Consider the following 25,024-nt stretch of genomic DNA (forward strand, 5'->3'; position numbering starts at 1 on the left):
CGCCCTCGGTGCCGCGTTCGCGGCACGGGCCTTGTGTTCTCGACGCGGGCTGGGGTTCCTCCCGACACCTGGGTTCGGGGTTGCCTGGGGTGCTGGGTCGCGGGGTGGTTACGGGGGGCGCGTCGGGGTGTGTGGGGGCGGGGGGCGTGCCACACTCACCCGCCATGAGCGCGCTTCGTCGTCCTGCCGCCCTCGTCGTCGTGGCCTCCGCCGCCCTGGTGCTGTCGGCCTGCGGGTCGTCACCGGACATCCCGCGGGCGCGCATGGTGACCCCCGACGTCGCCTTCCACGGCTGCGACACGGTGAAGTGCGAGGACACCCTCAACGGCGCGGCCTTCAAGATCGAGATGCCGACGACCTGGAACGGCACACTGCTCCTCTACTCCCACGGGTACCGCTACGCCGAGCCCGCGCCGCCGGACTTCGCGCCGGTCGACACCAACGCCACGGACGCCTCCGACGACGCGACCGCGAAGGCGCTGCTCGATCAGGGCTATGCGCTGGCCGGCTCCGCGTACGCCAGCAACGGCTGGGCGGTGGCCGACGGCGTCAAGGCAGCCGAGGACCTGCACACGTACTTCAGCCAGAACATCGGGGAGCCCTACCGCACCCTGCTCTGGGGCGACTCGCTGGGCGGGCTCATCACCCAGGTGATCGCCGAGAAGCACCCGGAGTGGGTCGACGGCGCTGCCCCGCTGTGCGGCGTGCTCGGCGGCGTCGTCCCCAACATGGACCTCGCGCTCGACGTGTCCTACGCCGTCAAGACGCTGATCTACCCCGGCCTCAAGCTCACGGGCTACAGCTCCTACGAGGAGTCGGTCACGAACTGGACCGAGGCGGTCAAGCGCCTCGTGGCCGCGGCGAAGGACACGGCCGGAGGCGGCACGGCGAAGGTGCTCACCATCGCCGCGCTGGTCAACGCCCCCCGCCAGACCCAGCACTTCGACGGCTCCACGATCGAGTCGCAGGTGTCGGCCACGGTCGAGGCGCTGGCCACCGCGCTCGGGTACGCGACCTTCGCGCGCTACGACCTCGAGAAGCGGTTCGGGGGCAACCCCTCCACCAACGAGGGGGTCGACTACGCGTCCCGGATCGACCCGTCCGAGGCGTCCCTGATCGACGCCGTCACCCCGGGAGCGGCGGAGGCGAACGCGGCAGCCCTGGACGCCGGCACCCGCGTGGCGGCCGACCCGGCCGCTCTCGCGAAGGCGAAGGCCGACGGCGGCGACCCGCAGGCCACGCTGACCAGGCCCGAGATCACCATGCACACCGCGGCCGACCCGCTCGTGATCGCGCAGAACGAGACCTTCTTCGAGGACCGCTACCTCGCGGCGCAGAAGGCGGGCACCGCCACGGCGGGGCTCGTGCAGCTGTTCACGGTGCCGCCCGCCACCTACCCGGCCGACCCGGGTGCTCCCTACGGGGCGGGCCACTGCAACTTCACGTCGCAGTCGCGCGTGGCCGTCATCGACCTGCTCACCCACTGGGTGCAGGACGGCGTCTACCCCGGCTCCGCCGCGATCGCGGCAGCGATGGGCACCTCGAGCGGCTACGAGGCCGCCTACCGGCCGGGGGACTGGCCGGGCACGCCGGGGCCGCTGGACTCCTGACGCCGGCACCCCCGACCGGGCGGCTCAGCCGGTCGGGGCCGGCGGCACGGCGGGAGCGACCGCCGGTGGCCGGCGCAGCTCCGACCGGGCGAGCAGCGCCCCGGTCACGCAGAGCAGGCCCACGACGGCGACCGCGGAGAGCACGATCGCGCGCACCGAGTCGTGCGGGCCGAACCACACGACGGCCACGAGGGCGACCACGGCGGCCCACAGCGCCAGCACCGCGCTGCGGTCCTCCACCGCGAGCCGGCTGTAGAGCAGGAACTGGGCCAGCGACTGCAGCGCGCCGAGAAGGGCGAACAGCGGCACGACCGGCACGAGCGCCTCGTACTGCGATCCGCCGACGACGGCCACCACGAGCCGGGGCAGCAGCGCCGTGCCGAGCACCAGGGCGGCGCCGAGGGCCAGGATCGCGCCTGCGCCCACCAGCATGGCCCGGCGGCGGCGCGCGTCGGCCATGCCGGGGAAGGCCAGCACCAGGATCGCCTGCGGCAGCCAGAACGCGACCTTCACGACGATGCCGCCGGCGGCGTAGACCCCGGCGGAGGCCGGGTCGAGGAAGTGCCGGGCCAGCAGCAGGTCGACGTTGGTGAGGGCGAACAGCGCCAGCAGCGCGTGCGAGGCGTGCAGCAGCTCGGCGCGCACCCCGGGCAGCGGCGCGCGCGGACCCGCCGCCTGCCGGCGCAGGAGCACCCAGAGGAGCAGCAGGCCGGCGGCGGAGCCGATCACCAGCCCCACGAGCGTGCCGGTGACGGTGCCCGTCACGAGCGCCCCGACGATCCCGCCGAGCGACTTGGTGACCCCGCCGAGGAAGTACGCCGCCGCGAGCAGCCCGGGTGTCTCGTGCCCCTGCGCCACACCGAGCCAGGCACCCGTGACCGTGAGGGGCACGAGGGTCAGCGCCACCAGCACCAGGTCGAGCGCGGAGTCCAGGTGCAGTACCGAGGCGAGCACCGGCCACACGACGACCACGGCCACGGCCACGCCCGCCGCAGCGGGCAGCGCCACCCGCACGCACGCCGCGGCGACCCCGCCCCGGTCGGCGGGCAGCGCCACGACCACCCGGCGCGCCGTGACCGCCTGAAGGCCGAGGGCCACGACGTTGCCGATGGCGACGACGCCCAGCAGCGACGCGAGAGCACCGAAGCCCTCCGGACCCAGCCGCCGAGCCCCGACGAGGTTCAGCGCGTACGTCGCCACCTGCGCGGTGCCGATGCCGAGCGCCACGAGGGCGGCGGCGCCGACGAGCCCGCGGGCTCGCGTCGTGCCGTCCATGCGCACGGCTCCTCGGTGGCTGGTGCGGGTGACCCGGTGGGTCGTCGCCCGGAGGCGACGGCGTCGCGACACCATAGGCCGTCATGGCCCCCGTCGACCCGCGCGCGCTCCGGCGGCACCTCGGCGGTCGCCGTGGCTGACGCTCGGCCCGTGGCCCCGGCCGCAGGGCTGCCCTCGCCACGATGGCTGCGCTGGACGCCGGCCGTCGTCGTCATGGCCGTGGTGGCGGTGGTGCTCGGGCCGGCCCTGCGTCCGGGCTACGTGCTCACCGGCGACCAGGTCTTCGTGCCGGACCAGACACTTCTGCCCTGGATGCTCGGGCTCGGTGGCGGCCTGCCCCGATCGGTGCCGCAGGACGCGGTCGTGGCACTCGTCACGGGTCCTGTCCCGGGGTGGGTGTGGGAGAAGGTGGCGCTGCTGGGGGCCCTCAGCACGCTCGGCCTCGGCGTGGCACGGCTGCTGCGACCGGCCGGACGACGTGCCGCCGTCGTGGGCGCCGTCGCGGCGGTGTGGTCGCCCTACGTCGCCGAGCGGCTGCTCCAGGGGCACTGGAGTCTCCTCCTCGCCGTCGCGGTGCTGCCCTGGGCCGTGGCCCAGGCGGACGCTGCACGGCGCGGCGAGGTCCGGGCGGCCTCCCGGTGGGTCCTCCTCGTGGGGCTGGCCTCGCTCACGGTCACCGGAGGGCTCCTCGTGCTCCTGGTGACGGCCCCGCTGCTGCTCGTCCCGGGAGCGCTGTCCCGTCGGGCACGGGTGGCGGCGCTCGTGGGCGGAGTCGTCCTGCAGCTGCCGTGGCTGGTCCCGTCGTTGGTCCACCCGGTCTCGCCGGCCCCCCTGGGTGCCGATGTCTTCGCGCTGCGCTCGGAGGGCTGGTGGGGGTCGCTGCTGACCGCCCTGGGGACGGGCGGTCTCTGGAACGCCGGATCCGTGCCGTCGTCTCGTGCGACCGTCCTGGCGCCGATCGTGACCGTGGTGCTTCTGGCCCTGGCCTTCCTCGGCAGCAGGGGGGCCAGGCGCGTGCTGGGGACCCCCGTGCTCGCCTGCCTCGGGACGGCCTCCGCCCTGGGCCTCGCAGTGGCAGTGGCGGGCTCGTGGTCGGCGACCGCGGGCGTCACCGCCTGGGTGGTGGCCCACGTTCCCGGGGGCGGTGTGATCCGCGACGGGCAGAAGCTGCTGGCGCCGTGGCTCATCCTGCTCTCCTGCCTCGTGGGGCTGGGTGCGGCACGGCTCTCCCGCGCAGTCCACGCCCGCCGCGGAGCGCCGGCCGCCGCAGCGGCGGCGGGACTGCTGGCCGTCGTCCCGCTGCTCGGTGTCCCCGACCTGGTGTGGGGGGCGCAGGGGCGGCTCGCCGCCGTGCGCTACCCCGACGACTGGAACGCCGTTCGCGACGTCCTCCTGCGCGACGCCGCTCCCGGCGACGTCGTGAGCCTGCCGTGGTCGACCTTCCGACGGTTCGACTGGAACGACGGGCGCACGGTGCTCGACCCGGCGCCGCGGTTCCTCCCCAGGACCGTGGTCGCCGACGACCGGCTCCTGGTGAGCCGCGGCGGCGAGGTCGTGGTCGTGCCCGGTGACGACCCGCGCAGCGCCGCGGTCGGAGAGGCTCTGCGCACGGGTGCCCCGCTCGGCCCCGTCCTGCGGTCCGTGGGCGTCGGATGGGTCCTCGTGGAGCCGACCACGGCCGGTCCGTCCGCTCCGAGCCCGCCCGCGGGCGCCGTGCTCGTGCACCGCGGCAGCACGCTCTCGCTCTACCGGCTGGCCGCTCCCGCTTCCCTGCCCCCGCCGCCGGGCCGACCGGCCGTCCTGTCGGCGGACGCCTCGGCCCTCGCCGTGCTGGTCACGGCGGCCCTCGTCGCGGTCGCGGCACCCCGACGACGCGCTCGTGCGCCGGGCGCCGACGGCGCACGTGCCGGCGCACGCGGCCCGGAGCGGGACGGCTGATCACGGGCGGGTCACACCGCCCGATCAGCCGCCGTCCAGGGGCTACTGGCTGGTAGCCTGCGGCTCGCCTCCAGCACGGAGGGTCCTGAGGAGGTCGACATGACGGGTGTGGTCGCGGGTCTCGTCGCCGCGCTCATCGGTGCGGTGGTGGCAGTCGGCGGCGGCGTCGCGCTCGCGGCCAGCCAGGGCCCCACGTACCCGGCCCAGAACACCGAGTCGATCACGGTCTACGGGAACCAGTAGCCCCTCTCGGCCCGCGCCCACGGTGCACGCGCTCCGCGGCAGGTCAGCGCAGGGGATCGCGACGTTCGATCGAACCTCCGTGGGCAGCCGGGGCATGCCCGGCCCTGAGGTCGATCACGTCGGACGCCGGGTGCCCGAGCTGGACGTGCGCCGGGCGGGCGTCGACGAGCGCCGCGGCGGCGTCCCGTCCGACCGCTCGCAGAAGCACCTGCGTGAACGCGCGAGCGGCAGCATCCCAGCCGAACTCCGAGGCCCGCGCCGCCGCGGCTGTGCCGAGCCGCCGACGCAGAGCCCGGTCGGCGAGGAGCCGTCCCAACGCCGCGGTGAAGCCGTCGAGGTCGTCGGCGAGCAAGCCGGTCACGCCGTCGACGACGGACTCGGCCACACCGCCCGCGTCGGCGTAGCCGACGGTCGGCACGCCGTAGCCGGCGGCCTCCATGACGACCAGGCCCCAGCCCTCCTTGAGAGAGGGCAGTGCCAGGACCCATGCGCGGGACAGCTGACGGTGCTTGTCCTCCTCGGAGCAGAAGCCCGTGAACTCCACGATGTCCTCGACGCCGAGGCGTCGGGCTTCGGCGTCGAGCTCCGGAGCCCACCAGCCGTCACCGACGACCGCCACGCGGAGATCGGGGTGGTCGACGCGGAGCCGAGCGGCTGCCGCGAGCACGTGCTCGACCCTCTTGTGCGGGACGAGCCGTCCGAGCACGAGGATCCTCGGGCTCTCGTCCGGCTCCGCCGGAAGCAGCGGGCGCTCGACGCCGTTGTGCACCACCTCGATGCGCCGCGAGTCGACGCCCAGTGCGGCCAGCTCGCTGCGCGTCGACTGCGACACCGCGACGTAACGGCAGTGCCGGTAGATCCGTGGAGCGACGGTCGATTCGAGCGCCCAGCCGATGCGCGAGCGGACCGGTCCGTACACGACCGGCCACTGCTCCCGGTGCACGTGGTGCACGAGCACCACGACCGGCGAGGACGTGACCAGAGTGGAGGCGAAGGGGATCCCGTTCTGGACGTCGACCACGACGTCGAACCGCCCGAGCGCTCCACCGAGCTGGGTCCGCAGCGCCGCCGGGTAGACGCCGAGCTTTCCGCCCCGGCGCACGAAGCGCACCCCGTCGACGACCTCGTCCTCGGGAGCGTTCGCGTGCTGCGCGCAGAGGATGGTCACGTCGTGACCCGAACGCGCGAGCGCCGTGGCGACGCTCTCGACGTAGACCTCGGAACCGCCGCCCTCCGGGTTGCGCGTGTCGCGCCAGTTGCAGAACAGCACACGCAGCGCGGGAGCGGCCTCCCCGGACGGGTCGGACTCGGGGTTGGGACGGGGGAGCGGGACGTCCGGCACGGGCACCGCCTCTCCGCATGCCGTCCGCGCGTGCGGCCGACGGGACCGTCCCGCTGGGCGGCGATGTTACCGACAAGTAGGGCCGTGACAACCCCTCATCTGAGGGTCCGATACGGTCCGGGGCCATGCAGCGGCTCGGGTGGACCGTGAGCGACCGTCCTGACGACGCGTTCCGCGCCACGGTGCGTCGCTCCGTCGACCTGCTCGCCGCGTTCCGCCAGGAGCAGACCCGCCCCGACGTCTTCTACAGCGCCCTGGCCCGCGACTCGGCGGCGCAGGTGGCGTCCTACCTGCCGCTGGAGGGGGCGCGACTGCTCGACGTCGGCGGAGGGCCCGGCTACTTCGCGGAGGCGTTCGAGGCACGGGGCGCCCTCTACGTGCCCCTCGACGCCGACGCCGGAGAGCTGGCGCTGCACGGCCGGGCGCCCGGCCCGCGCACCGTGCTGGGCGACGGGACGTCGTTGCCGTTCCGTGACGCCGGCTTCGACGTCGTCTACTCGAGCAACGTGGCCGAGCACGTGCGCCATCCCTGGCGCATGGCCGACGAGATGGTGCGCGTCGTGCGGCCCGGCGGCCTCGTGTTCCTGTCGTACACGCTCTGGTACGGACCCTGGGGCGGCCACGAGACCGCGCCGTGGCACTACCTCGGTGGCGACCGCGCCGCGCGCCGATACACCAGGCGGCACGGTCGACCACCGAAGAACGTCTACGGTCAGTCGCTGTTCCGGACGACGGCGGCCGCGGGCCTGCGATGGGCCCGTGCCCGCCAGCTCGACGGCACGCTCGCCGAGGTGCACGCCGTGCCGCGCTACCTCCCGCGATGGGCGTACGGGCTGGCGCGGGTGCCGGTGCTCCGCGAGGTGATCTGCTGGAACCTGGCCGTGGTCGGCCGGCGCAGCGGATGAGCCGGCTCTCCTGGAGACTGCGCCTCGTCGCGACATGCGCTGCGCTGGTGGCTCTCGCCTTCATGCAGTCCCCCGGCATGATCGCGGCGGACACCAAGCTGGACCTCACCCAGGACCCCGGGCAGTTCCTCGGCCGGGCGTTGCACCTGTGGGACGACCAGGCGTTCTTCGGACAGCTTCAGAACCAGGCCTACGGCTATCTCTTCCCGATGGGTCCGTTCTTCTGGCTCGGGAACCTCGTGCACCTCGACCCCTGGGTCGTTCAGCGGCTGTGGTGGTCGCTGCTGCTGTGCACCGCCTTCCTGGGGATGGTGCGGCTCGGGCGGCTCCTGGGTCTCGAGTCACCGGGTGCGCGGTGGGTGGCAGCGGTGGTGTTCGCGCTCTCGCCCCGCGTCCTGAGCACCCTCGGTCCCATCTCAGTCGAGTCGCTGCCCTACGTGCTCACTCCCTGGATGCTGCTCCCGCTGGTCGGGCTGCGCCACGGCGGCTCCGTGCGACGAGCGGCGGCGGAATCCGCGGTCGCCGTGCTGCTCATGGGCGGCGTCAACGCCGCGGCCACCCTCGCCGCCGTGGCACTGGGGGCCGTATGGCTGGCCACGGGTGCACCGCGCCCGGTCCGTGCCCGGCTCGCCGCCTGGTGGGTGGGGTGCGTCGCGCTCGCGACCGCCTGGTTCGTGCTCCCTCTGCTGCTGCTCGGGGCGTATTCGCCGCCCTTCCTGGACTGGATCGAGTCGTCCTCCGTCACCACGTCGGTGACGGACGGTTCCGCCGCGCTGCGCGGCGTGACCGACTGGGTCGCCTACATCGCTGGTGGGGCGGGGCCGCAGTGGCCCGCGGGGTGGGCGCTCGTGTCGGAGCGGATGCTCGTCGCCGGCACCGTGGTCGTCGCCGTGGCGGGAGCGGTCGGCTTGGCGCTGCGGCGCACGCGGCATCGCGGGTTCCTCGTGGCCGCGCTCACGCTCGGTCTGCTCGTGCTGGTGTCGGCGCACGTCTCGGCCGCCGGGGGATGGGCGGACGGGGTCGCGGCGCCATGGTTGCGCTCCCTTCTGGACGGCGCGCTCGCGCCGCTGCGCAACGTCCACAAGTTCGACGTCTGGGTCCGCCTCCCGCTCTCGATGGGGGCCGGGTGGGCCGTCGCGGCGATGGCGCGGCGCGCGTCGCGTTTCCGGGCGCCGGCCTACGCGGACTACGTGGCCCGCGCATCGTCGTGGAACCTGCGCTGGGTCGCGCCGCGGCTGGCGCTGGCCGGCCTGGCCGTCGGCGTCATCGCCGGCACGGCCCCTGCGTGGCGAGGCGAGCTGGCTGGTCGAGGGTTCGCGGAGATCCCGGGCTACTGGCGCGACACGGCCTCGTGGCTGGCAGCCGCTCCCGAACGGGGGAGGGCGCTCGTGGTGCCGGGCGCCTCGTTCGGCGAGTACCTCTGGGGTCAGACCCGCGACGAGCCCCTCCAGGTCCTGGCTTCCACCCCCTGGGCCGTACGGGACGCCGTCCCGCTCTCGTCGGCAGGAAACATCCGTGCGCTCGACGAGGTGGAGGCCCTGTTCTCCGACGGTCGTGGCGACCCGTGGCTCGCGCCGTACCTCGCGCGCATGGGGGTGTCCTACCTCGTGGTCCGCAACGACCTGGACCTCTCCGCCGTGGACTCGCCCCGGCCTTCCCTGGTCCATCAGGCGCTGACCCAGTCCGGGGGCTTCATCCGTGAGGCGTCGTTCGGGCCGCTGCTGTCCGGCTTCGCTGCCGACGGCGTGGTGGCCGACGCGGGGATCGACGGCACCTATCCGGCGGTCGAGGTGTTCCGCGTGGACGGCGCCTTGCGCGACCCGAGGGCGGTGCTGCGCGATGCCTCCGCCACGGACGTGCTCGCGGGTGAGAGCGAGTCTCTGCTCGGCGTCGCCGCGCTCACGGGGGAGGCGGGGCGGTCGGTGGTGCGCGACGCCGACCTGGTGGACGGGGTCCCGGTGGGGCGGCGGATCGTCACCGACAGCGGTCGATCGTGGGAGGTCGACTTCGGCTGGGTGCACGACAACCGCTCTTCGACGCTGGCGCCAGGCCAACCGTGGACCCTGGCCCGACGTGTGCACGACTACGTCGTGACGCCCGTGCGCGCCGGCCCGGCCACCGCGTTCCCCGGCGGCGTCTCGGTGTCCGCGTCGAGCTCGCGCGGGGACGCGGCCTCCCTGAGGATCCTCCCCGCGTCAGGTCCGTGGAACGCCGTGGACGGCGACGTGCTGACGGCGTGGCTGCCGACCGCCGCTGACCGCGATCCCTGGTGGTCGCTCGCGGCTGCGTCGCCGTTCCGGGTCGGCGGCGCGACCGTGGTGCTCGCGATGTCCCCCGCCGCCTCGTCCGGCAGCGTCGACCTCCAGGTGTCGACGTCGACCACCTCGCGGGTCGTGACGGTCGACGCAGAGACCCGGACCGTGGTGCTGCCGGAGGCCCTCGGGTCCTCGGACTCGTTGCGCCTCGCCGTGGTGGGCCGGTCCGGGCTCGACGGGGTCACCGTGGGCGTGGCCGAGGTGACCGGCACCGGGCTGGACGCATCACGAACGCTGGTCACCGGTTCTGCCTCCGGGTACCTCCCCTCGGCCCTGGTGCTGCGGGCCCGCCACGGGAACCGGTCCCCGTGCGTGGCCCACCGGCCCACGACCTGCCTGCCCTCGTTGGCACGGTCCGGCGAGGAGGACGCCGGGATCGACCGGACCGTCTCCGTCGGCGCGTCCGTGAGCGGCTCCCTCCACCTCGAGGTCCAGCCGGTGCCCGGGCCGGCGCTCGATCGGCTGCTGGTCCCACCGGGAGGTGCCGTCGCGTCGGCCTCGAGCACGTGGGTGGCCGATCCGGCGTACCGCGCGCAGGCGGCCATCGACCGCGACCCGTCGACGGCGTGGGTCGCCAGCCCCCTGGACCGGGCTCCGCGGCTCTCCGTCCAGCTCGCCACGCCGGTGCGGCTGTCCTGGGTGCGGGTGCTCGAGTCGCTCTCGACTGCGGCCTCCACGCCGCTCGCGGTGGATGTCACGGTGGGGGGTCGGACCTACTCCACGCTGCCGGACCCGCGGGGCTACCTGCGCTTCCCCGCGACGGAGACGTCGTCGGTCGTGCTCACGGTGCGCTCGTCCGTGCCGCGCCTGTCCTACGACTCCGCGCTGCGGCTGAGCACGGTGCTGCCGGTGGGGATCAGCGACCTGGTGCTCGGTGAGGCGGACGACCAGCGCAAGGGCGTGGAGCCCGGTGCCAGGATCACGATGCCGTGCGGCTTCGGCCCGGTCGTGCAGGTCGACGGACGTCGTGTGCTCACCGAGGTGACCACCACAGCGGGCGCCGCCGTGGACGGCGCACCGGCAGTGGCGAGCGAGTGCGGTGACCAGGGTGCGGTGCTCGGCCCTGGGAACCATCGGATCCGCGTCGCCCCCAGCGCGGAGTTCCGGCCCGTCTCCCTCGTCTGGGGCTCGTCCGGCCCGCAGACGTCGCCGGACGCGGCCACGGTGCGGGACTGGACGGCGACCTCGCGGCAGGTCGAGGTGACCGCGGCGAACCGGGTCCGCACGCTCGAGCTCGGCGAGAACGCCAACGCCGGATGGGTCGCGACGCTCGACGGGACCACGTTGATGCCCGTGCGCGTGGACGGCTGGCGTCAGGCCTGGATCGTCCCCGCGGGAGCGTCCGGCACCGTCACGATGACCTACGGGCCCGACGCGCTCTTCCGGACTGCGCTGCTCGCCGGGGCGGCGTGCGTGCTCCTGCTGCTGCCGCTGCTCCTGCTGCCCCCGCGCCGAGTGGCGACCGTGCCCCAGCACGTGCGGTCCCGTCGGCCGGGACCGAGGGCCAGGCTGCTCGGGCTGCTCGTCCTCACCGCCGCCACGACCGGGCCGGCCGGCGTGGTCGGAGCGCTGCTCGCGTTCGTGGCGGTGCGGGGACGCGAGCGGCGTCGCGTCCTGCTGGCCATCAGCGGCGTCCTCCTGGCGACGGGTGCCGCCCTGGTGACGCCCTGGCCCGTGTCGACCACGTGGACCGAACCGGTCGCCGTGGCCGTCGCGGTCCTGGTCGCCACGGGGGGCGGCGTCGTCGTCGGCGCGCTCTGGTCGCCGGTGCGCACCGGGCGCGCGGCGTCGGGGCTCAGACGCGGTGCGCCCATCTCTGCGCAGGACGCTCCACCCACCGATAGGTGACCGCGGCCACCACGAGGGTGGCCGGCAGCAGGAGGACGGCGAGCAGGAGCATGTGCCCCGTGAACACGGGGATGTCGAGCCACGCGAGCAGCAGCCTGAGGAAGAGCAGGTGCCACAGGAAGATCCCGTAGGAGATCAGGCCGGTCAGCCTGGGCACGCGCGACGACAGCGTCTGGGTCCATCTGCTGGGCCGGCCCAGCACGCCGGGGAGCAGCAGGAAGAACGCCGCCACCATGTAGAGCAGGTGCTTGGACAGCGACTGCCAGGCCGTGTTGGGCGTGAAGAGGTAGGTGCCGCCGAGCGGTGTCGAGACGACGAGGAACGCCGCCACACCGATGACGAGAGAGGTCACGTGGTCGCGGCCGAGTCCCTCACCGACCCGGACCAGCCGCGGGGGGCAGGGGAGCCTGCCACGTACCTCCAGGACCGCCAGCAGCATCCCGGCGGCGAACCAGTCGAGGAATCCGGGCAGCCAGAGCCCGGCCAGGGGCGAGAGCGCGGAGGTCAGGGTCGCCAGCAGGTTCCAGACGAGCGCAACGAGCGCGAGCGCGCCCAGCACGACGAGCTGACGCCGGTAGGCCGCGTCCGGGGACGAGCGACGTCGACCCAGCGCGAGCGCACCGATCAGAGGCAGTGCGACGTAGAACGCGATCTCGGTGCAGAGGCTCCACGTCTGGGCCAGCCCCTCCACCGCGCCCGGCGGTGCGTAGATCTGCACGGCGAGCAGATGGCGCCACCAGGTCTCGGCCGAGACGGGCCGGACCTCGGGGAGGACGAGCAGCGTGGTGACGACCACGACCCAGTACAGCGGCAGGATGCGTGCCGCGCGCCGGAGCGCATACCTGCCCAGCTGCGGGCGGGTACGGCCCTCGATCGCCGCTCTGGCCCACGGCCGGTACAGCAGGAATCCCGACATCAGGAAGAACAACGGGACGCCGAAGTCGAACCGGCCCATCACCCGGCCGAGGGGACCGTCGACGGTGTCCGTCGCCGTCGCGAGGTGCGTCACGACCACCATGAGGGCGGCGATGGCCCGGTAGCCGTCCAGTGCCCCGAAGTGGGTGCCGGCGGAGACCTCCCGCCCGTGCTGGGCCCGCTCGGCGGGGACGTCCTGCGAGACCGGCGCCAGCTCCGCGCCGGAGGACCCGGGGGCGGTTCCTGGGTCGGACGCTCCCGTCGCCCCGGGGCGCCCGGGGGCTCGGGTCCCGGCGTCCGGCGTGGCGCTCACCAGGCCTCCTCGCACCCGCGCAGGTGGTCTCGCGTGCGTGTTCTGGAGCCGCAGCACGCGACTGCCCACGGTGCAGCGGGCGGCATGAGGTTACGGGATCGTGTCGAAGAGTTACCCGCCAGTACGGACTTCCGCTACCTTTCGCCCGACGTTCACCCGGCCGGGAGGACGCCCGCGCGGGAGGAAAGACTCATGCGACGTGGTCTCGGGCTGGCCCTCATCGGGCTGGGAGTGGCCTTTCTCGTGCTCGCCCCGATGGTGCGCTGGTACGTGGTGCCGCGCGTGGCTGTGGCCCCGCTGGACCTCGACCCCAAGAACACGTCCGACTCCGCCGGCACCGTCGCCACGGTGATCGATCTCGCGGCCGGGGGCACGGAGAGCCACGACGTAGCGCTGCTCTCGACCCGGCGTACGAAGGCCGACGTCGTCGCCTCCGAGCAGGCGGGGGGCAACGTCGGGGTCTACGACAGCCTCTCGACGGTCAGCCTGGCGTCCAACCCGAGCGGGACGCCGTTCCTCCCGACCGACGTCGAGCGCTACGCCTTCGACCGGACGACGAGCGTGATGGTGGCGACCGCCGGGGCCAACGTGGGGGGCACACCCATCACGGACGCCATGATCGGCAGTGACACGATCATGCCGCTGAAGATGCCGTTCTTCTCCGAGAAGCGCACCTACAGCGTCTTCGACAGCACTCTCATGAAGGGCGCGCCGGCGGACTTCGTCGGCGAGGACACGGTCAACGGGCTCGCCACCTACAAGTACGAGCAGAAGATCGCGCCCGTGCAGGTGGGGGAGCAGGCCGGCCAGCCGCTCTGGTACCAGAACGACCAGGTGATCTGGGTGGAGCCCGTCACGGGGCAGATCGTCAACGGCTACCAGCAGGTGAAGCAGTGGCTGAAGAACGCGGACGGCAGCGACGGCACCGTGCTGATCGACGGCAAGATCGGGTTCACCGACCAGGAGGTCGCGGACTCGGTGGCGCAGGCGAGCGCGAACTCCAGCAAGCTCAATTTCGTGGCGAACATCCTGCCGGTCCTGAGCCTGGTGCTCGGCGTCGTGGTGCTCGTGGTGGGACTGCTCCTGGTGCGCCGGCCGGACGGCCTCGACGGCTGACGCTACCGAGCGATCAGAGGCCGGTGGCGATGTCGCGGAAGACCGGGAGCGTGAGCTCGGGACGGCGCCGGGCCAGCTCAGGGCTCGTCGTCGTCCGGCTGACCACGACCACTGCAGGTCCACCGGGCGTGGATCCGGCGACGACGTCCGGGGAGTAGTGCGGGACTCTCTCGCCGGAGGGCGAGCGGAACAGCGTCGTGGCGGAGAACGGCCCCCAGGCGTGCTCGGACCGGAGCGCCACGACCCGATCGTCGAGGAACTCCTGCGGCTTGGTCACCAGGACCACACCGGTGCCGGACGTCACGGCGCCCAGCACCGTCGAGACCCCCTCCCGTGCGGGACGAACCACCGCGGCGTCGAGCGGGTCGAGCGACCAGCCCCGCTGGGTCCGGTATCGCCAGCTGCCGAGGTCGTCCACGTGCGCGGTGGGGACGCGGGCGACGAGCAGCTCGCGGCCCAGCGCCTCGGAGGGGTCGACCGCGCGCGTGCCATACACGTAGGTGGTGGACCCCTGCTGAAGGATCCCGGCGCCCCACAGGACGTCGCTGGCGGGCAGGTCGCGCACCGTGCCGACGAGCGGCATCCCGCCCCACGGAACCGTGAGACGGATCATCGCCGTCCCGACGCGCGAGAACGCGAAGGGGCCGCGCCCGGTGCTCCGCACGCGCTGGGCCAGAACCACGACGGTGGCAGGAGACCCCGGACCACCTGAGGCCGCGACGACGGCGTGCATGGGCCAGAGCCAGGTCCCGTGGGCCCCGGGCAGGGCGTCGCGATCCGTGGGGAGCGCCTCGGCGCAGCGACCCTGGGTGACCACGACGCTGTTGCGCACGAGTCGCGACCCGGCGAGCCTCTGCCCGGCGATGGAGAGGCCGCCGCTCCAGGTGTCGCCGAAGAGCCAGAGCACCCGCCCGTCGGGCAGCAGCGTGCTCGCCGCGCCATCACCGCCCGACCACGCCGGTCCCAGAGAGCCCAGCACGCGGTCCCAGCCCGCCGCGGACGCGGGACGGGAACCGCAGGCGGCTGCCTCCGCCGGGCCGGTCGGGACGGCACGGGCCGTCTCAGACGGGTGCACCGGCGCCGGGGCCACGGGGGCGCCCCTGCCGTCGGCCCGGCCTGGCGCTGTCAGGGTGCCCGTCAGCACCACCCCCACCACGAGCCCGGTGGCGAGCAGGGAGCCGACAGACCTGCGCACACGGAGGACATCGACCGGCGCGGCGGCCGGCTGATGCCCTGCGGGGCCGAACGGGTGAGCTCCGACCTAGGACCCAGGCCCGGGGTCCTGAGGCATCCGGCCGCCGCGCCAGCCACCGCTCAGCGGGAACGCTCCGCGACCCAGATGGCGGTGCCGGGGATGACGGCGCCGCGCAGGGGCGACCAGCCGCCCCAGGTCTCGCGGTTGCGGGCCGGCCACTCCGGTTCCACGAGGTCGAGCACGGTGAACCCGCACGACACGAGGGCGCGCACGGTGTCGCCGAGGGTGCGGTGGTGCTCCACGTAGGTGGCGGTGCCGTCCTCGTCGCGCTCCACGTAGGGGGTGCGGTCGAAGTACGGGCGGTCCGCGACGAGGCCCTCGGGCCCGGGGGCGTCCGGGAACGCCCACCGCACGGGATGGGTCACGGAGAACACCCACCGGCCGCCGGGGCGCAGCACCCGGGCGACCTCGGCGAGGACCGCGGACAGGTCGGCCACGAAGGGGAGCGCGCCGTACGCCGAGCAGGCCAGGTCGAAGGACCGGGAAGCGAGCGGCAGGGCGGCGGCGTCGGCCTGCACCAGCGGCACCGTCGGCCGGCGGCCCCGGGCATGGGCCAGCATGGCGTGGCTGACGTCGAGCGCCACCGGGCGCGCGCCCTGCGCGGCCAGCCAGCGCGAGCCCTGCGCGCCTCCGGCACCGACCTCGAGCACCCGGCGGCCCTCGACCGGCCCGAGCAGGCCCAGCTCGGCCTCGGTCCAGCCCTCCGGGCCCCAGACGAGGTCGCCGCCGTGCCGGTCGTCGCCCAGGAAGGCGCCGTGCTCGGCGGCGTAGGCCGGCGCCTCGGCGTCCCACCACCTCCGGGAGGCCCGGACGGAGTCGCGTTCTCCCACGTCAGAGCGGTGAGGGCGGTTTGACCCCTGATCAGCCACGTCCGTATCCTTGCGGGTGCGTCGCGGGCCTGCGCGCGCCTCGGACCGAGCAGGCACGCGCATGTCGTTCGTCGTGACCCACCGCGAGAGCCGCACAGGCCCCTGCCCGGACCGCGCCGCATGATGAGGGCCCGCCGTCGCACCCGTCACGACACCCATCCACCGGAGCTCTTCACTCCATGACGTCCACCATCGACAACCCCGCGGTCGCGCAGATCGCAGTCAACGACATCGGCGACGCCGAGGCCTTCGCGGCTGCAGTTGACGAGACCATCAAGTACTTCAACGACGGCGACATCGTCGAGGGCACCATCGTCAAGGTCGACCGCGACGAGGTCCTGCTCGACATCGGCTACAAGACCGAGGGCGTCATCCCCTCGCGCGAGCTGTCCATCAAGCACGACGTGGACCCGCACGAGGTCGTGGCGCTCGGCGACGTCGTCGAGGCCCTGGTCCTCCAGAAGGAGGACAAGGAAGGCCGTCTGATCCTGTCCAAGAAGCGCGCGCAGTACGAGCGCGCCTGGGGCACGATCGAGAAGGTCAAGGAGGAGGACGGCGTCGTCACCGGCACCGTCATCGAGGTCGTCAAGGGCGGCCTCATCCTCGACATCGGCCTGCGCGGCTTCCTCCCTGCCTCCCTCGTGGAGATGCGCCGCGTGCGCGACCTCCAGCCGTACGTCGGCAAGGAGCTCGAGGCGAAGATCATCGAGCTGGACAAGAACCGCAACAACGTCGTGCTCTCCCGCCGCGCGTGGCTCGAGCAGACGCAGAGCGAGGTCCGGCAGAACTTCCTCACGCAGCTGCAGAAGGGCCAGATCCGCTCCGGCGTCGTCTCGTCCATCGTCAACTTCGGCGCGTTCGTCGACCTCGGCGGCGTGGACGGCCTCGTGCACGTCTCCGAGCTGTCGTGGAAGCACATCGACCACCCGTCCGAGGTCGTCGAGGTGGGCATGCCCGTCACGGTCGAGGTCCTCGACGTCGACATGGACCGCGAGCGCGTGTCCCTGTCGCTCAAGGCCACGCAGGAAGACCCGTGGCAGCAGTTCGCCCGCACGCACCAGATCGGCCAGGTCGTCCCCGGCAAGGTCACCAAGCTGGTGCCGTTCGGCGCGTTCGTGCGGGTCGACGAGGGTATCGAGGGCCTGGTCCACATCTCCGAGCTGGCCGAGCGCCACGTGGAGCTGCCGGAGCAGGTCGTCGCGGTGGGCAGCGACATCTTCGTCAAGGTCATCGACATCGACCTCGACCGACGTCGCATCTCGCTGTCGCTCAAGCAGGCCTCCGAGGGCATCTCCGGGGCCGACGACGAGCACTTCGACCCGGCTCTCTACGGCATGACCGCCACCTACGACGAGCAGGGCAACTACGTCTACCCGGAGGGCTTCGACCCGGAGACCGGCGAGTGGCTGCCCGGCCACGAGGCGGCCCAGGCCGAGTGGGAGCGGCAGTACGCCGAGGCCCACTCCCGCTGGGAGGCCCACAAGAAGCAGGTGGCCGAGCAGCGCAAGGCCGACGCCGAGGCCGGCGTCACCGAGAACGCCGAGACGGGTGGGCAGTCCTACGCCTCGCCCGCCCCGGAGGCCTCGGGCACCCTCGCCACCGACGAGGCCCTGCAGGCGCTGCGCGACAAGCTCACCGGCGCCTGACCCCGGGTCACCGCACCACCGCAGGAGCCCCCGACCTCGTGGTCGGGGGCTCCTGCGCGTCCGGGGCGGCCCCCGGTTAGGTTCGCCCCGTGCGCGTCGCGGTCACCGGGGGCATCGGCTCGGGCAAGAGCGCGGTCTCGGCACGGCTCGCCCGCCACGGCGCGGTCGTGGTCGACGCCGACGCGATCGCCCGCGAGGTGGTCGAGCCCGGAACCCCGGGCCTGGCGGCGGTCGCCGCGGAGTTCGGGCCCTCGGTGCTCACCGCCGACGGCCGCCTGGACCGCGCGGCCATGGCGGCCCTGGTCTTCGCCGACGACGAGCGCCGCCGCGCGCTCGAGGCGATCGTGCACCCGCTCGTCGGCGCCCGCTCGGCCGAGCTCATCGCCGCGGCGCCCCCGGACGCGGTGGTGGTCTACGACGTCCCGCTGCTGGCCGAGTCCGCCGGGGGAGCGCTGGGCCGCGTCGAGGGGTTGGACGCTGTGGTGGTCGTGGAGGCCCCGCTGGCCGCCCGGGTGGAGCGGCTCGTAACGCGCGGGCTGTCCGAGGCCGACGCCCGGGCCAGGATCGCTGCCCAGGCCACCGACGAGGAGCGCCGACGCATCGCCGACCACGTGGTGGTGAACGACGGCGACCTCGCCGACCTCGACGCGCGGGTCGACGTCCTCTGGGCCGCGCTCGCCCCGTCGGCGACCTGACCTGACCCGGCCGGGCCGGGGCGGCGCGCGCGGGCCACCCGTGCCGCGTTCGCTCAGGGCGCGACGTCCACCTGGGCCGTTGTCGGGGGGCCGTCGTACCGTGGCGGCATGGCCCGCCCCGTCACCGACCTCCAGCGCACCGTGGCGCCCTTCGAGGTCGTCAGCGACTACCGGCCCTCGGGCGACCAGCCGGCCGCCATCGAAGAGCTGGCCCGTCGCATCCAGGGCGGCGCGCGCGACGTCGTCCTGCTCGGTGCCACGGGCACCGGCAAGTCGGCCACCACGGCCTGGCTCATCGAGAAGCTCCAGCGGCCCACGCTGGTGATGGCCCCCAACAAGACCCTCGCCGCCCAGCTGGCGAACGAGTTCCGCGAGCTGCTGCCGAACAACGCGGTCGAGTACTTCGTCAGCTACTACGACTACTACCAGCCCGAGGCCTACATCCCGCAGACGGACACCTACATCGAGAAGGACTCCTCGGTCAACGAGGAGGTCGAGCGGCTGCGGCACTCGGCGACCAACTCGCTGCTCACCCGGCGCGACGTCGTCGTGGTGGCCTCGGTGTCGTGCATCTACGGCCTGGGCACGCCGCAGGAGTACGTCGACCGCATGGCCCGGCTCAAGGTCGGCGAGGAGTACGACCGCGACGACCTCCTCCGCCGGCTGGTGTCGATCCAGTACACCCGCAACGACCTCGCCTTCACCCGCGGCACCTTCCGGGTGCGTGGCGACACCATCGAGGTGTTCCCGGTCTACGAGGAGCACCCGGTCCGGATCGAGATGTTCGGCGACGAGGTCGAGCGGCTCATGACCCTGCACCCGCTGACCGGCGAGGTGCTCACCGAGGACGACGAGCTCTACATCTTCCCGGCCACGCACTACGTCGCGGGTCCCGAGCGCATGGAGCGGGCGATCGCCGGCATCGAGGTCGAGCTCGAGGAGCGCCTCGCCGAGCTCGAGCGTCAGGGCAAGCTGCTCGAGGCGCAGCGGCTGCGCATGCGCACCACCTACGACCTCGAGATGATGCGGCAGGTCGGCTTCTGCTCCGGCATCGAGAACTACTCCCGCCACATCGACGGCCGCTCGGCCGGCACCGCGCCCAACACGCTGCTCGACTACTTCCCCGAGGACTTCCTCCTCGTCATCGACGAGTCCCACGTGACGGTGCCGCAGATCGGCGGCATGTTCGAGGGCGACATGAGCCGCAAGCGCAACCTCGTCGAGCACGGGTTCCGCCTGCCCAGCGCGATGGACAACCGGCCGCTGAGGTGGGAGGAGTTCGTCGAGCGCATCGGCCAGACCGTCTACCTCTCGGCCACTCCCGGGCCCTACGAGCTGTCGCGGGTCGAGGGCGACGTCGTCGAGCAGGTCATCCGGCCCACCGGTCTGGTCGACCCTGAGGTGGTGGTCAAGCCCACCAAGGGCCAGATCGACGACCTCATGGGCGAGATCCGGGCGCGCACCGAGCGCGACGAGCGCGTGCTGGTCACCACGCTCACGAAGAAGATGGCCGAGGACCTCACCGACTACCTGCTCGAGCAGGGCATCCGGGTGCGCTACCTGCACTCCGAGGTCGACACCCTGCGCCGCATCGAGCTCCTGCGCGAGCTGCGCCTCGGCCTGTTCGACGTCCTCGTCGGGATCAACCTGCTGCGCGAGGGTCTCGACCTCCCGGAGGTGTCCCTCGTCGCGATCCTCGACGCCGACAAGGAGGGGTTCCTGCGCTCGGGCACGTCGCTGATCCAGACCATCGGGCGCGCGGCCCGCAACGTCAGCGGCCAGGTGCACATGTACGCCGACACCGTCACGCCGTCGATGGCCAAGGCGATCGAGGAGACCAACCGCCGCCGGGCCAAGCAGGTGGCCTACAACGAGTCGATGGGCGTCGACCCGCAGCCGCTGCGCCGCCGGATCGCCGACATCACCGACCTCATCACGCGCGAGGACGCCGACACCGAGGAGCTGCTCGGCGGATCCGGGCGCACCCAGAGCAGGGGCAAGGCGCCGGTGCCCGGCATGTCCTCCTCGGGGGCCGCCGCCGGCCTCGAGGTGAAGGGGCTGCCCGCGCGCGAGCTCGCCGAGCTGATCGGCCAGCTGACCGACCAGATGCACGCCGCCGCGGCCGAGCTCCAGTTCGAGGTGGCGGCCCGGCTGCGCGACGAGGTCTCCGACCTGAAGAAGGAGCTGCGGTCGATGCAGGCCGCAGGCCACGCCTGAGCCGGTCCGGGTGAGCGGTCGTGCCCGCACCCGGCCGCTCGCCCCCGTGCGAGGATGGCCACCCCGCCCGCCGCCGCCCGAAGGACGCCAGTGGACATCCCCGGCACGATCTGGGCGGCCACGCTCGGGTTCTTCCTGGTGCTGTTCGTGGTGGACCTCGCCATCGTGGGGCGGCGCCCGCACATCCCGAGCACGGCGGAGTGCCTGCGCTGGCTGTCCCTCTACGTGGGGCTCGCGGTGGTGTTCGGCCTCGTGCTGGGCGCCTGGGCCGGCCACGAGCGCGCGACCGAGTTCTACGCGGGCTGGATCACCGAGTACAGCCTCTCGGTCGACAACCTGTTCGTGTTCCTGCTGATCATGGCGCGCTTCGCCGTGCCGCGGGTGCTCCAGCAGGCGGCGCTGATGTGGGGGATCCTCATCGCGCTGGCGCTGCGGGCCGTGTTCATCGCCCTCGGCGCGGCCGTGATCGCCCGCTACAGCTGGGTGTTCTACCTCTTCGGGCTCTTCCTCGTGGTCACCGCCGTGCGGCTGGTGCGCGAGGGCGAGACCGGCGACGACGAGTACCACGAGAACGCGCTCGTGCGCCGGCTGGAGCGCCTGCCCAACGCCACCCACGAGTTCCACGGCACCGCGATCCGCACCGTGGTCGACGGACGACGCGTGTGGACCCCGATGCTCGTGGTGCTCATCGCGCTCGGCACCACCGACGTGCTGTTCGCGCTCGACTCCATCCCGGCGATCTACGGGCTCACCTCCGAGCCCTACATCGTCTTCGCCACGAACGTCTTCGCCCTGCTGGGCCTGCGCCAGCTCTACTTCCTGCTCGGCGACCTGCTCAACCGGATCGTGTTCCTGTCGATCGGGCTGGCGGTGGTGCTCGGCTTCATCGGCGTCAAGCTGGTGCTCGAGGCGATGCACACCAACACGGTGCCCTTCCTCAACGGCGGCGAGCCCTACGACGTCTGGGTGCCCTCGATCGGCGTCAGCCTCGCGTTCATCGTCACCGCGCTCGCCGTCACGGCGGCCACGAGCCTCGTGGTGTCCCGCAGGCGAGCGAGCGGGGCCGCGGGCTAGCGCCGCCGGCAGGACGAACGTGTCCCTCCTCGCCATCGCCGTGATCCTGCACGCTCGCCTAGCCTGGGAGCGCGGCGCGAGCCGTCGGGCCCGGCGCCGAGCCGACCGCCCGCCGACGGGAGGACGTGGGCGCGGTGGAGCTGCTGCTCGGGCTGGTCGCGGTGGTGGTCGTGGTGGTGGCGCTCCTGCTCTGGTCGCGGCGGCACGGCAACCGCGGCGTGCGGGGGGTGCGGCCGGGGAGCCAGCAGCACGGGATCTCCGGCGAGCCTCCGGCGTTCCGCCGCGAGGGCACCTGGGGGCCGTGAGCCCGCCGGCCCGGTGCCGGCCGAGGGCCGGCGTCAGGCGGTGGGAGCCGACCCGACCGGGGCCGCTGCGGCGACCGCTGCCGGGTCCCAGCCGTCCGGCTTGTGGGTGGAGTACAGCCAGGTGTCGAACACGGCCGTGAGGTCGCGCCCGCTCACCTGCTGCGCGAGGGCCACGAACGCGGCGGTCGTCCCGTTGCCGTCGCGGTGCTCGGCCGCCCAGCGCCGCAGCGTGGTGCGGAAGGCGTCGTCGCCCACCACCTCGCGCAGCGCCTCCAGCACGCAGGCGCCGCGGTAGTAGACCGCTGCGTCGAACAGGTGCTGCGGGCCCGGGTCGGAGATGTCGGTGGTCCAGAACGGGTCGTCGGCCGGGGCGCTGCTCAGCTCGCGCGTGATCATCGTGGCCGGGTCCAGGCCGTCCACGTGCTGCCCCCAGAGGTACTCGGCGTAGGTCGCGAAGCCCTCGTTGAGCCACACGTCGCGCCACGACGAGAGCGACACGCTGTCGCCGAACCACTGGTGGGCCAGCTCGTGGGCCAGCACGTACACCGGGTGGTCGCCGGACATGATGGGCGCGCCGTACACCGGGCGGGTCTGGGTCTCGAGCGCCACCTGCGGCACCTCGGGCACGACGACCGCGCCGGCGGCCTCGAACGGGTAGGGGCCGAAGGTCGCGGAGAGGACGTCGATCACCTCGCCCTGGCGCGCCAGGGCGGCGTTCGCCGAGGCCGGCACCCCCGGCCCCACGGCGTCGACGACGGGCAGGCCGGAGTCCGTGGTCCACCGGTGCAGGGTGAGGTCGCCGACCGCGAGGAGCACCAGGTAGGAGGCCATGGGGTGCTGGGTGCGCCACCGCCACGTGGTGCGACCCCCGGCCGTCACGGGGGGCCCGACGGGGAGCCCGTTCGAGACCGCCGTGCGCCCCTGCGGCACCGACACCGTGACGGTGTACGTCGCCTTGTCCGAGGGGTGCTCGCTCACCGGGAACCACACGGAGGCGCCCTGCGGCTCGCCGAGCACCGCGGCGCCGCCCTGCCCGACGTACCAGCCGTTCTGCACGCCGTCGTCGCCCGGCAGCAGCGTGGGGGAGCCGGCGTAGCGCACCCGCGTGCGGAACGTCGTCCCGGCGCGCAGCGGGGCAGCGGGGGTGATCACCAGTTCCTGCCCGTCGCGCTCCCACCGGGCCGCGCGCCCGTCCACCGTCACCGAGGACACCGTGAGCCCGTGCAGGTCGAGGTCGTAGGCGGAGAGCGCCTGGGTGGTGCGCGCCGTCAGCGTGGCGTCGCCGGTGATCGTGCGCAGGTCGGCGCCCACCGACACGCGCAGGTCGTAGTGCAGGGCGTCGTAGCCGCCGTTGCCGTCGAGGGGGAAGTACGGGTCCCCGGCGCCGTCGGCGCCGGCCGAGGGCACGCCGTCGTCCACCACGGCGGGTGCCGACGACGACGCCGGCCCGGGCGCAGGGGAGGAGCCGGTGGGCGCAGCCGCCGGGCCGCCGCCGGTGCACCCCGCGAGGAGGGCGCCGAGGGCCAGGGCCGCCGCGGGGGTGGCCGCGCGGGCGCGGGCCCGGCGGGCCGGCCCGGGGCGGCTCACCAGCCGCGCTCGCGCCACTCGGCCAGGTGCGGGCGCTCGGCCCCGAGCGTCGTGTCGCGGCCGTGGCCCGGGTAGACCCAGGTCTCGTCGGGGAGGCGGTCGAAGATGCGCCCCACGACCCCGGAGTAGAGCGAGTCGAACCGCTCCGGGTCCTTCCAGGTGTTGCCGACCCCGCCCGGGAACAGGCAGTCGCCGGTGAACAGGTGCGGAGCGCCCGTGGGGTCGTCGTACAGCAGGGCGATCGAGCCCGGGGTGTGCCCCACGAGGTGGATCGCCGTGAGCGCGACGTGGCCCACGTGCACGGTGCCGCCGTCCGGCACGGTCTCGTCGATGGCGACGCCGATGTCGCCGGCGTCGTCGGCGTGCGCGAGCGTGCGGGCGCCCGTGGCCGCCACGACCTCCGCCAGCGCGCCCCAGTGGTCACGGTGCGCGTGCGTGGTGACCACGGCGGCCAGGCCGCCGTCGCCGACCAGCTCGAGGAGGCGCTCCGGCTCGGCCGCGGCGTCGACGAGCACCTGCTCGTCGGTGGCCGTGCAGCGCAGGAGGTAGGCGTTGTTGTCGTGCGGGCCCACCGCGAGCTTGGAGATCACCAGGGCGGGCAGCTCGCGGACGTCCGCGTCGCCGCCGACGGAGACGTTGCCGGTGTAGGTCACGGGGTCATCCTCTCCTGCCGCGGCGGGTGTGGCCCGCCGTCCCGGCTACCAGCCCGCGGGCGGGTCGCCGGGCTCGGAGCCGTCGAGCCGTCGCACGCTGGGCCCGGCCCCGCGGCCGATCCGCCACGCCAGCACCTCGGCGGGCTCGCCCACGACGTCGATGGGGCCGGTGCGGGCGTGCACCCACAGCAGCGTGCGCTCCACGAACGCGGCCGGCCAGTCCGGGGGGCGGTAGGACGGCAGCCCGAGGTCCACGTGGTGCACCTCGACCTCCCGCAGCCGGCCGAAGAGCAGGCTGCGCGCGGGCTGGTCGGGCACCCGGCCGAGCTGGGGCGGACCGAACAGCACGAGCGAGCCGAGCACCTCCTCGCCCGCGCCCGCCAGCTCGGCCAGGACGGGGGCCAGCCCCTCGGCCGAGCGGCGCACGTCGTCGGCGATCTCGGCGGCCGGTCGCCCCGCCCCCTGCTCGATCGCGGCCTCCCGGGCCTCGGCGGAGTCGTACATCGGCGCCGGGACGCCGGCCAGCACGCCGCGGGCCGTCCGGGCCATGCCGTCGGCGTTGCGCGCCAGGTGGCTGAGCACGTGCCCCCGGGTCCATCCGGGCAGCAGCGAGGGCGCGCGCACGGCGTCGTCGTCGAGGGAGTCCGCCGAGGCGAGCAGCCGGGCCGTGGCCGCGGCCAGGTCGGCGAGGTCCGCGAGGTCGGCCTCGGTCGCGGGCGCCGGCGGGCCCGGCTCCGGGTGGCGGGGGTCGGTCACGGCCGAACCGTACCGCTCCGCTCCCACGCCCTCGGCGGACGTGGGAATGTGGCTGTCGGACCTCCTGGTTAGCCTGGACCGCGGCCGTGCTGCCCCTGGCAGGCGCGGCCGGGTCCCGTGCGCCCCCGGCCGGGACGCCTCGACTCG

General features: G+C 73.9%; 18 protein-coding genes. 10 read left to right on the forward strand and 8 right to left on the reverse strand.

The features are described from left to right. The first annotated feature begins 164 nt into the window (after positions 1-164). A complete protein-coding gene (locus GC157_06875; protein ID MBI1377187.1) occupies positions 165-1,610 on the forward strand; it encodes a hypothetical protein in 1,446 nt (481 codons plus the stop codon). Between the two features lie 24 nt (positions 1,611-1,634). Here the strand turns inward: GC157_06875 and GC157_06880 are convergent, their stop codons facing one another. Further along, entirely contained in the window at positions 1,635-2,885 is a 1,251-nt protein-coding gene (locus tag GC157_06880) for a polysaccharide biosynthesis protein (GenBank protein MBI1377188.1), read from the reverse strand. Between the two features lie 150 nt (positions 2,886-3,035). Here GC157_06880 and GC157_06885 point away from each other — a divergent pair, with 150 nt between their 5' ends. Then, complete coding sequence (locus GC157_06885) at positions 3,036-4,823, forward strand: hypothetical protein (protein ID MBI1377189.1); 1,788 nt, start codon at positions 3,036-3,038, stop codon at positions 4,821-4,823. Positions 4,824-5,109: 286 nt separating this feature from the next. Here the strand turns inward: GC157_06885 and GC157_06890 are convergent, their stop codons facing one another. Continuing rightward, a complete protein-coding gene (locus GC157_06890) occupies positions 5,110-6,336 on the reverse strand; it encodes a glycosyltransferase (GenBank protein MBI1377190.1) in 1,227 nt (408 codons plus the stop codon). Positions 6,337-6,533: 197 nt separating this feature from the next. Here GC157_06890 and GC157_06895 point away from each other — a divergent pair, with 197 nt between their 5' ends. Together GC157_06895 and GC157_06900 are read left to right on the forward strand one after the other, a co-directional pair. Further along, a complete protein-coding gene (locus tag GC157_06895) occupies positions 6,534-7,313 on the forward strand; it encodes a methyltransferase domain-containing protein (protein MBI1377191.1) in 780 nt (259 codons plus the stop codon). After that, positions 7,229-11,476: a DUF3367 domain-containing protein gene (locus GC157_06900; GenBank protein MBI1377192.1), complete on the forward strand. Its 4,248-nt coding sequence runs from the start codon at positions 7,229-7,231 to the stop codon at positions 11,474-11,476. Before GC157_06895 ends, GC157_06900 begins: the two co-directional genes overlap by 85 nt. On the opposite strand, the gene GC157_06905 is transcribed toward GC157_06900, so the two are convergent. Continuing rightward, the gene (locus tag GC157_06905; GenBank protein ID MBI1377193.1) at positions 11,424-12,704 is read right to left on the reverse strand and encodes an acyltransferase family protein; all 1,281 of its coding nucleotides are present in this window, start codon (positions 12,702-12,704) and stop codon (positions 11,424-11,426) included. The genes GC157_06900 and GC157_06905 overlap by 53 nt on opposite strands. 84 nt (positions 12,705-12,788) lie before the next feature. On the opposite strand from GC157_06905, the gene GC157_06910 reads away from it, so the two are divergent. Further along, on the forward strand, positions 12,789-13,820 hold the full coding sequence (locus tag GC157_06910; protein ID MBI1377194.1) for a DUF3068 domain-containing protein: 1,032 nt from the start codon (positions 12,789-12,791) through the stop codon (positions 13,818-13,820). Between the two features lie 13 nt (positions 13,821-13,833). Here the strand turns inward: GC157_06910 and GC157_06915 are convergent, their stop codons facing one another. Further along, positions 13,834-14,799: a hypothetical protein gene (locus tag GC157_06915; GenBank protein ID MBI1377195.1), complete on the reverse strand. Its 966-nt coding sequence runs from the start codon at positions 14,797-14,799 to the stop codon at positions 13,834-13,836. A 335-nt stretch (positions 14,800-15,134) separates the two neighbouring features. Further along, on the reverse strand, positions 15,135-16,007 hold the full coding sequence (locus tag GC157_06920) for a methyltransferase domain-containing protein (protein MBI1377196.1): 873 nt from the start codon (positions 16,005-16,007) through the stop codon (positions 15,135-15,137). 116 nt (positions 16,008-16,123) lie between these two features. On the opposite strand from GC157_06920, the gene GC157_06925 reads away from it, so the two are divergent. From GC157_06925 to GC157_06945, 5 genes are all read left to right on the forward strand, one after another. After that, complete coding sequence (locus tag GC157_06925; protein MBI1377197.1) at positions 16,124-17,590, forward strand: 30S ribosomal protein S1; 1,467 nt, start codon at positions 16,124-16,126, stop codon at positions 17,588-17,590. 89 nt (positions 17,591-17,679) lie between these two features. Next, positions 17,680-18,285, forward strand: coding sequence for a dephospho-CoA kinase (locus GC157_06930; protein ID MBI1377198.1), 606 nt, complete (start codon positions 17,680-17,682; stop codon positions 18,283-18,285). A gap of 108 nt (positions 18,286-18,393) precedes the next feature. Continuing rightward, a complete protein-coding gene (uvrB, locus tag GC157_06935) occupies positions 18,394-20,502 on the forward strand; it encodes an excinuclease ABC subunit UvrB (protein ID MBI1377199.1) in 2,109 nt (702 codons plus the stop codon). Positions 20,503-20,556: 54 nt separating this feature from the next. Then, entirely contained in the window at positions 20,557-21,576 is a 1,020-nt protein-coding gene (locus tag GC157_06940) for a TerC/Alx family metal homeostasis membrane protein (GenBank protein MBI1377200.1), read from the forward strand. Between the two features lie 125 nt (positions 21,577-21,701). Beyond that, complete coding sequence (locus tag GC157_06945) at positions 21,702-21,881, forward strand: hypothetical protein (GenBank protein ID MBI1377201.1); 180 nt, start codon at positions 21,702-21,704, stop codon at positions 21,879-21,881. A gap of 33 nt (positions 21,882-21,914) precedes the next feature. Here GC157_06945 and GC157_06950 read toward each other — a convergent pair whose 3' ends face one another. Genes GC157_06950 through GC157_06960 form a run of 3 tightly spaced genes read right to left on the reverse strand, consistent with a single transcriptional unit; the run spans position 21,915 to position 24,802 of the window. Continuing rightward, entirely contained in the window at positions 21,915-23,471 is a 1,557-nt protein-coding gene (locus GC157_06950) for a M1 family peptidase (protein MBI1377202.1), read from the reverse strand. Next, a complete protein-coding gene (locus GC157_06955; GenBank protein ID MBI1377203.1) occupies positions 23,465-24,121 on the reverse strand; it encodes an MBL fold metallo-hydrolase in 657 nt (218 codons plus the stop codon). Before GC157_06955 ends, GC157_06950 begins: the two co-directional genes overlap by 7 nt. A 45-nt stretch (positions 24,122-24,166) precedes the next feature. Next, positions 24,167-24,802 carry a maleylpyruvate isomerase family mycothiol-dependent enzyme gene (locus GC157_06960; GenBank protein ID MBI1377204.1) on the reverse strand — a complete coding sequence of 212 codons (636 nt, stop codon included), beginning with the start codon at positions 24,800-24,802 and terminating at the stop codon, positions 24,167-24,169. Positions 24,803-25,024: the final 222 nt, after the last annotated feature.

Source organism: Frankiales bacterium (genome assembly GCA_016125335.1).
Taxonomy (GTDB): Bacteria; Actinomycetota; Actinomycetes; order S36-B12; family CAIYMF01; genus Longivirga.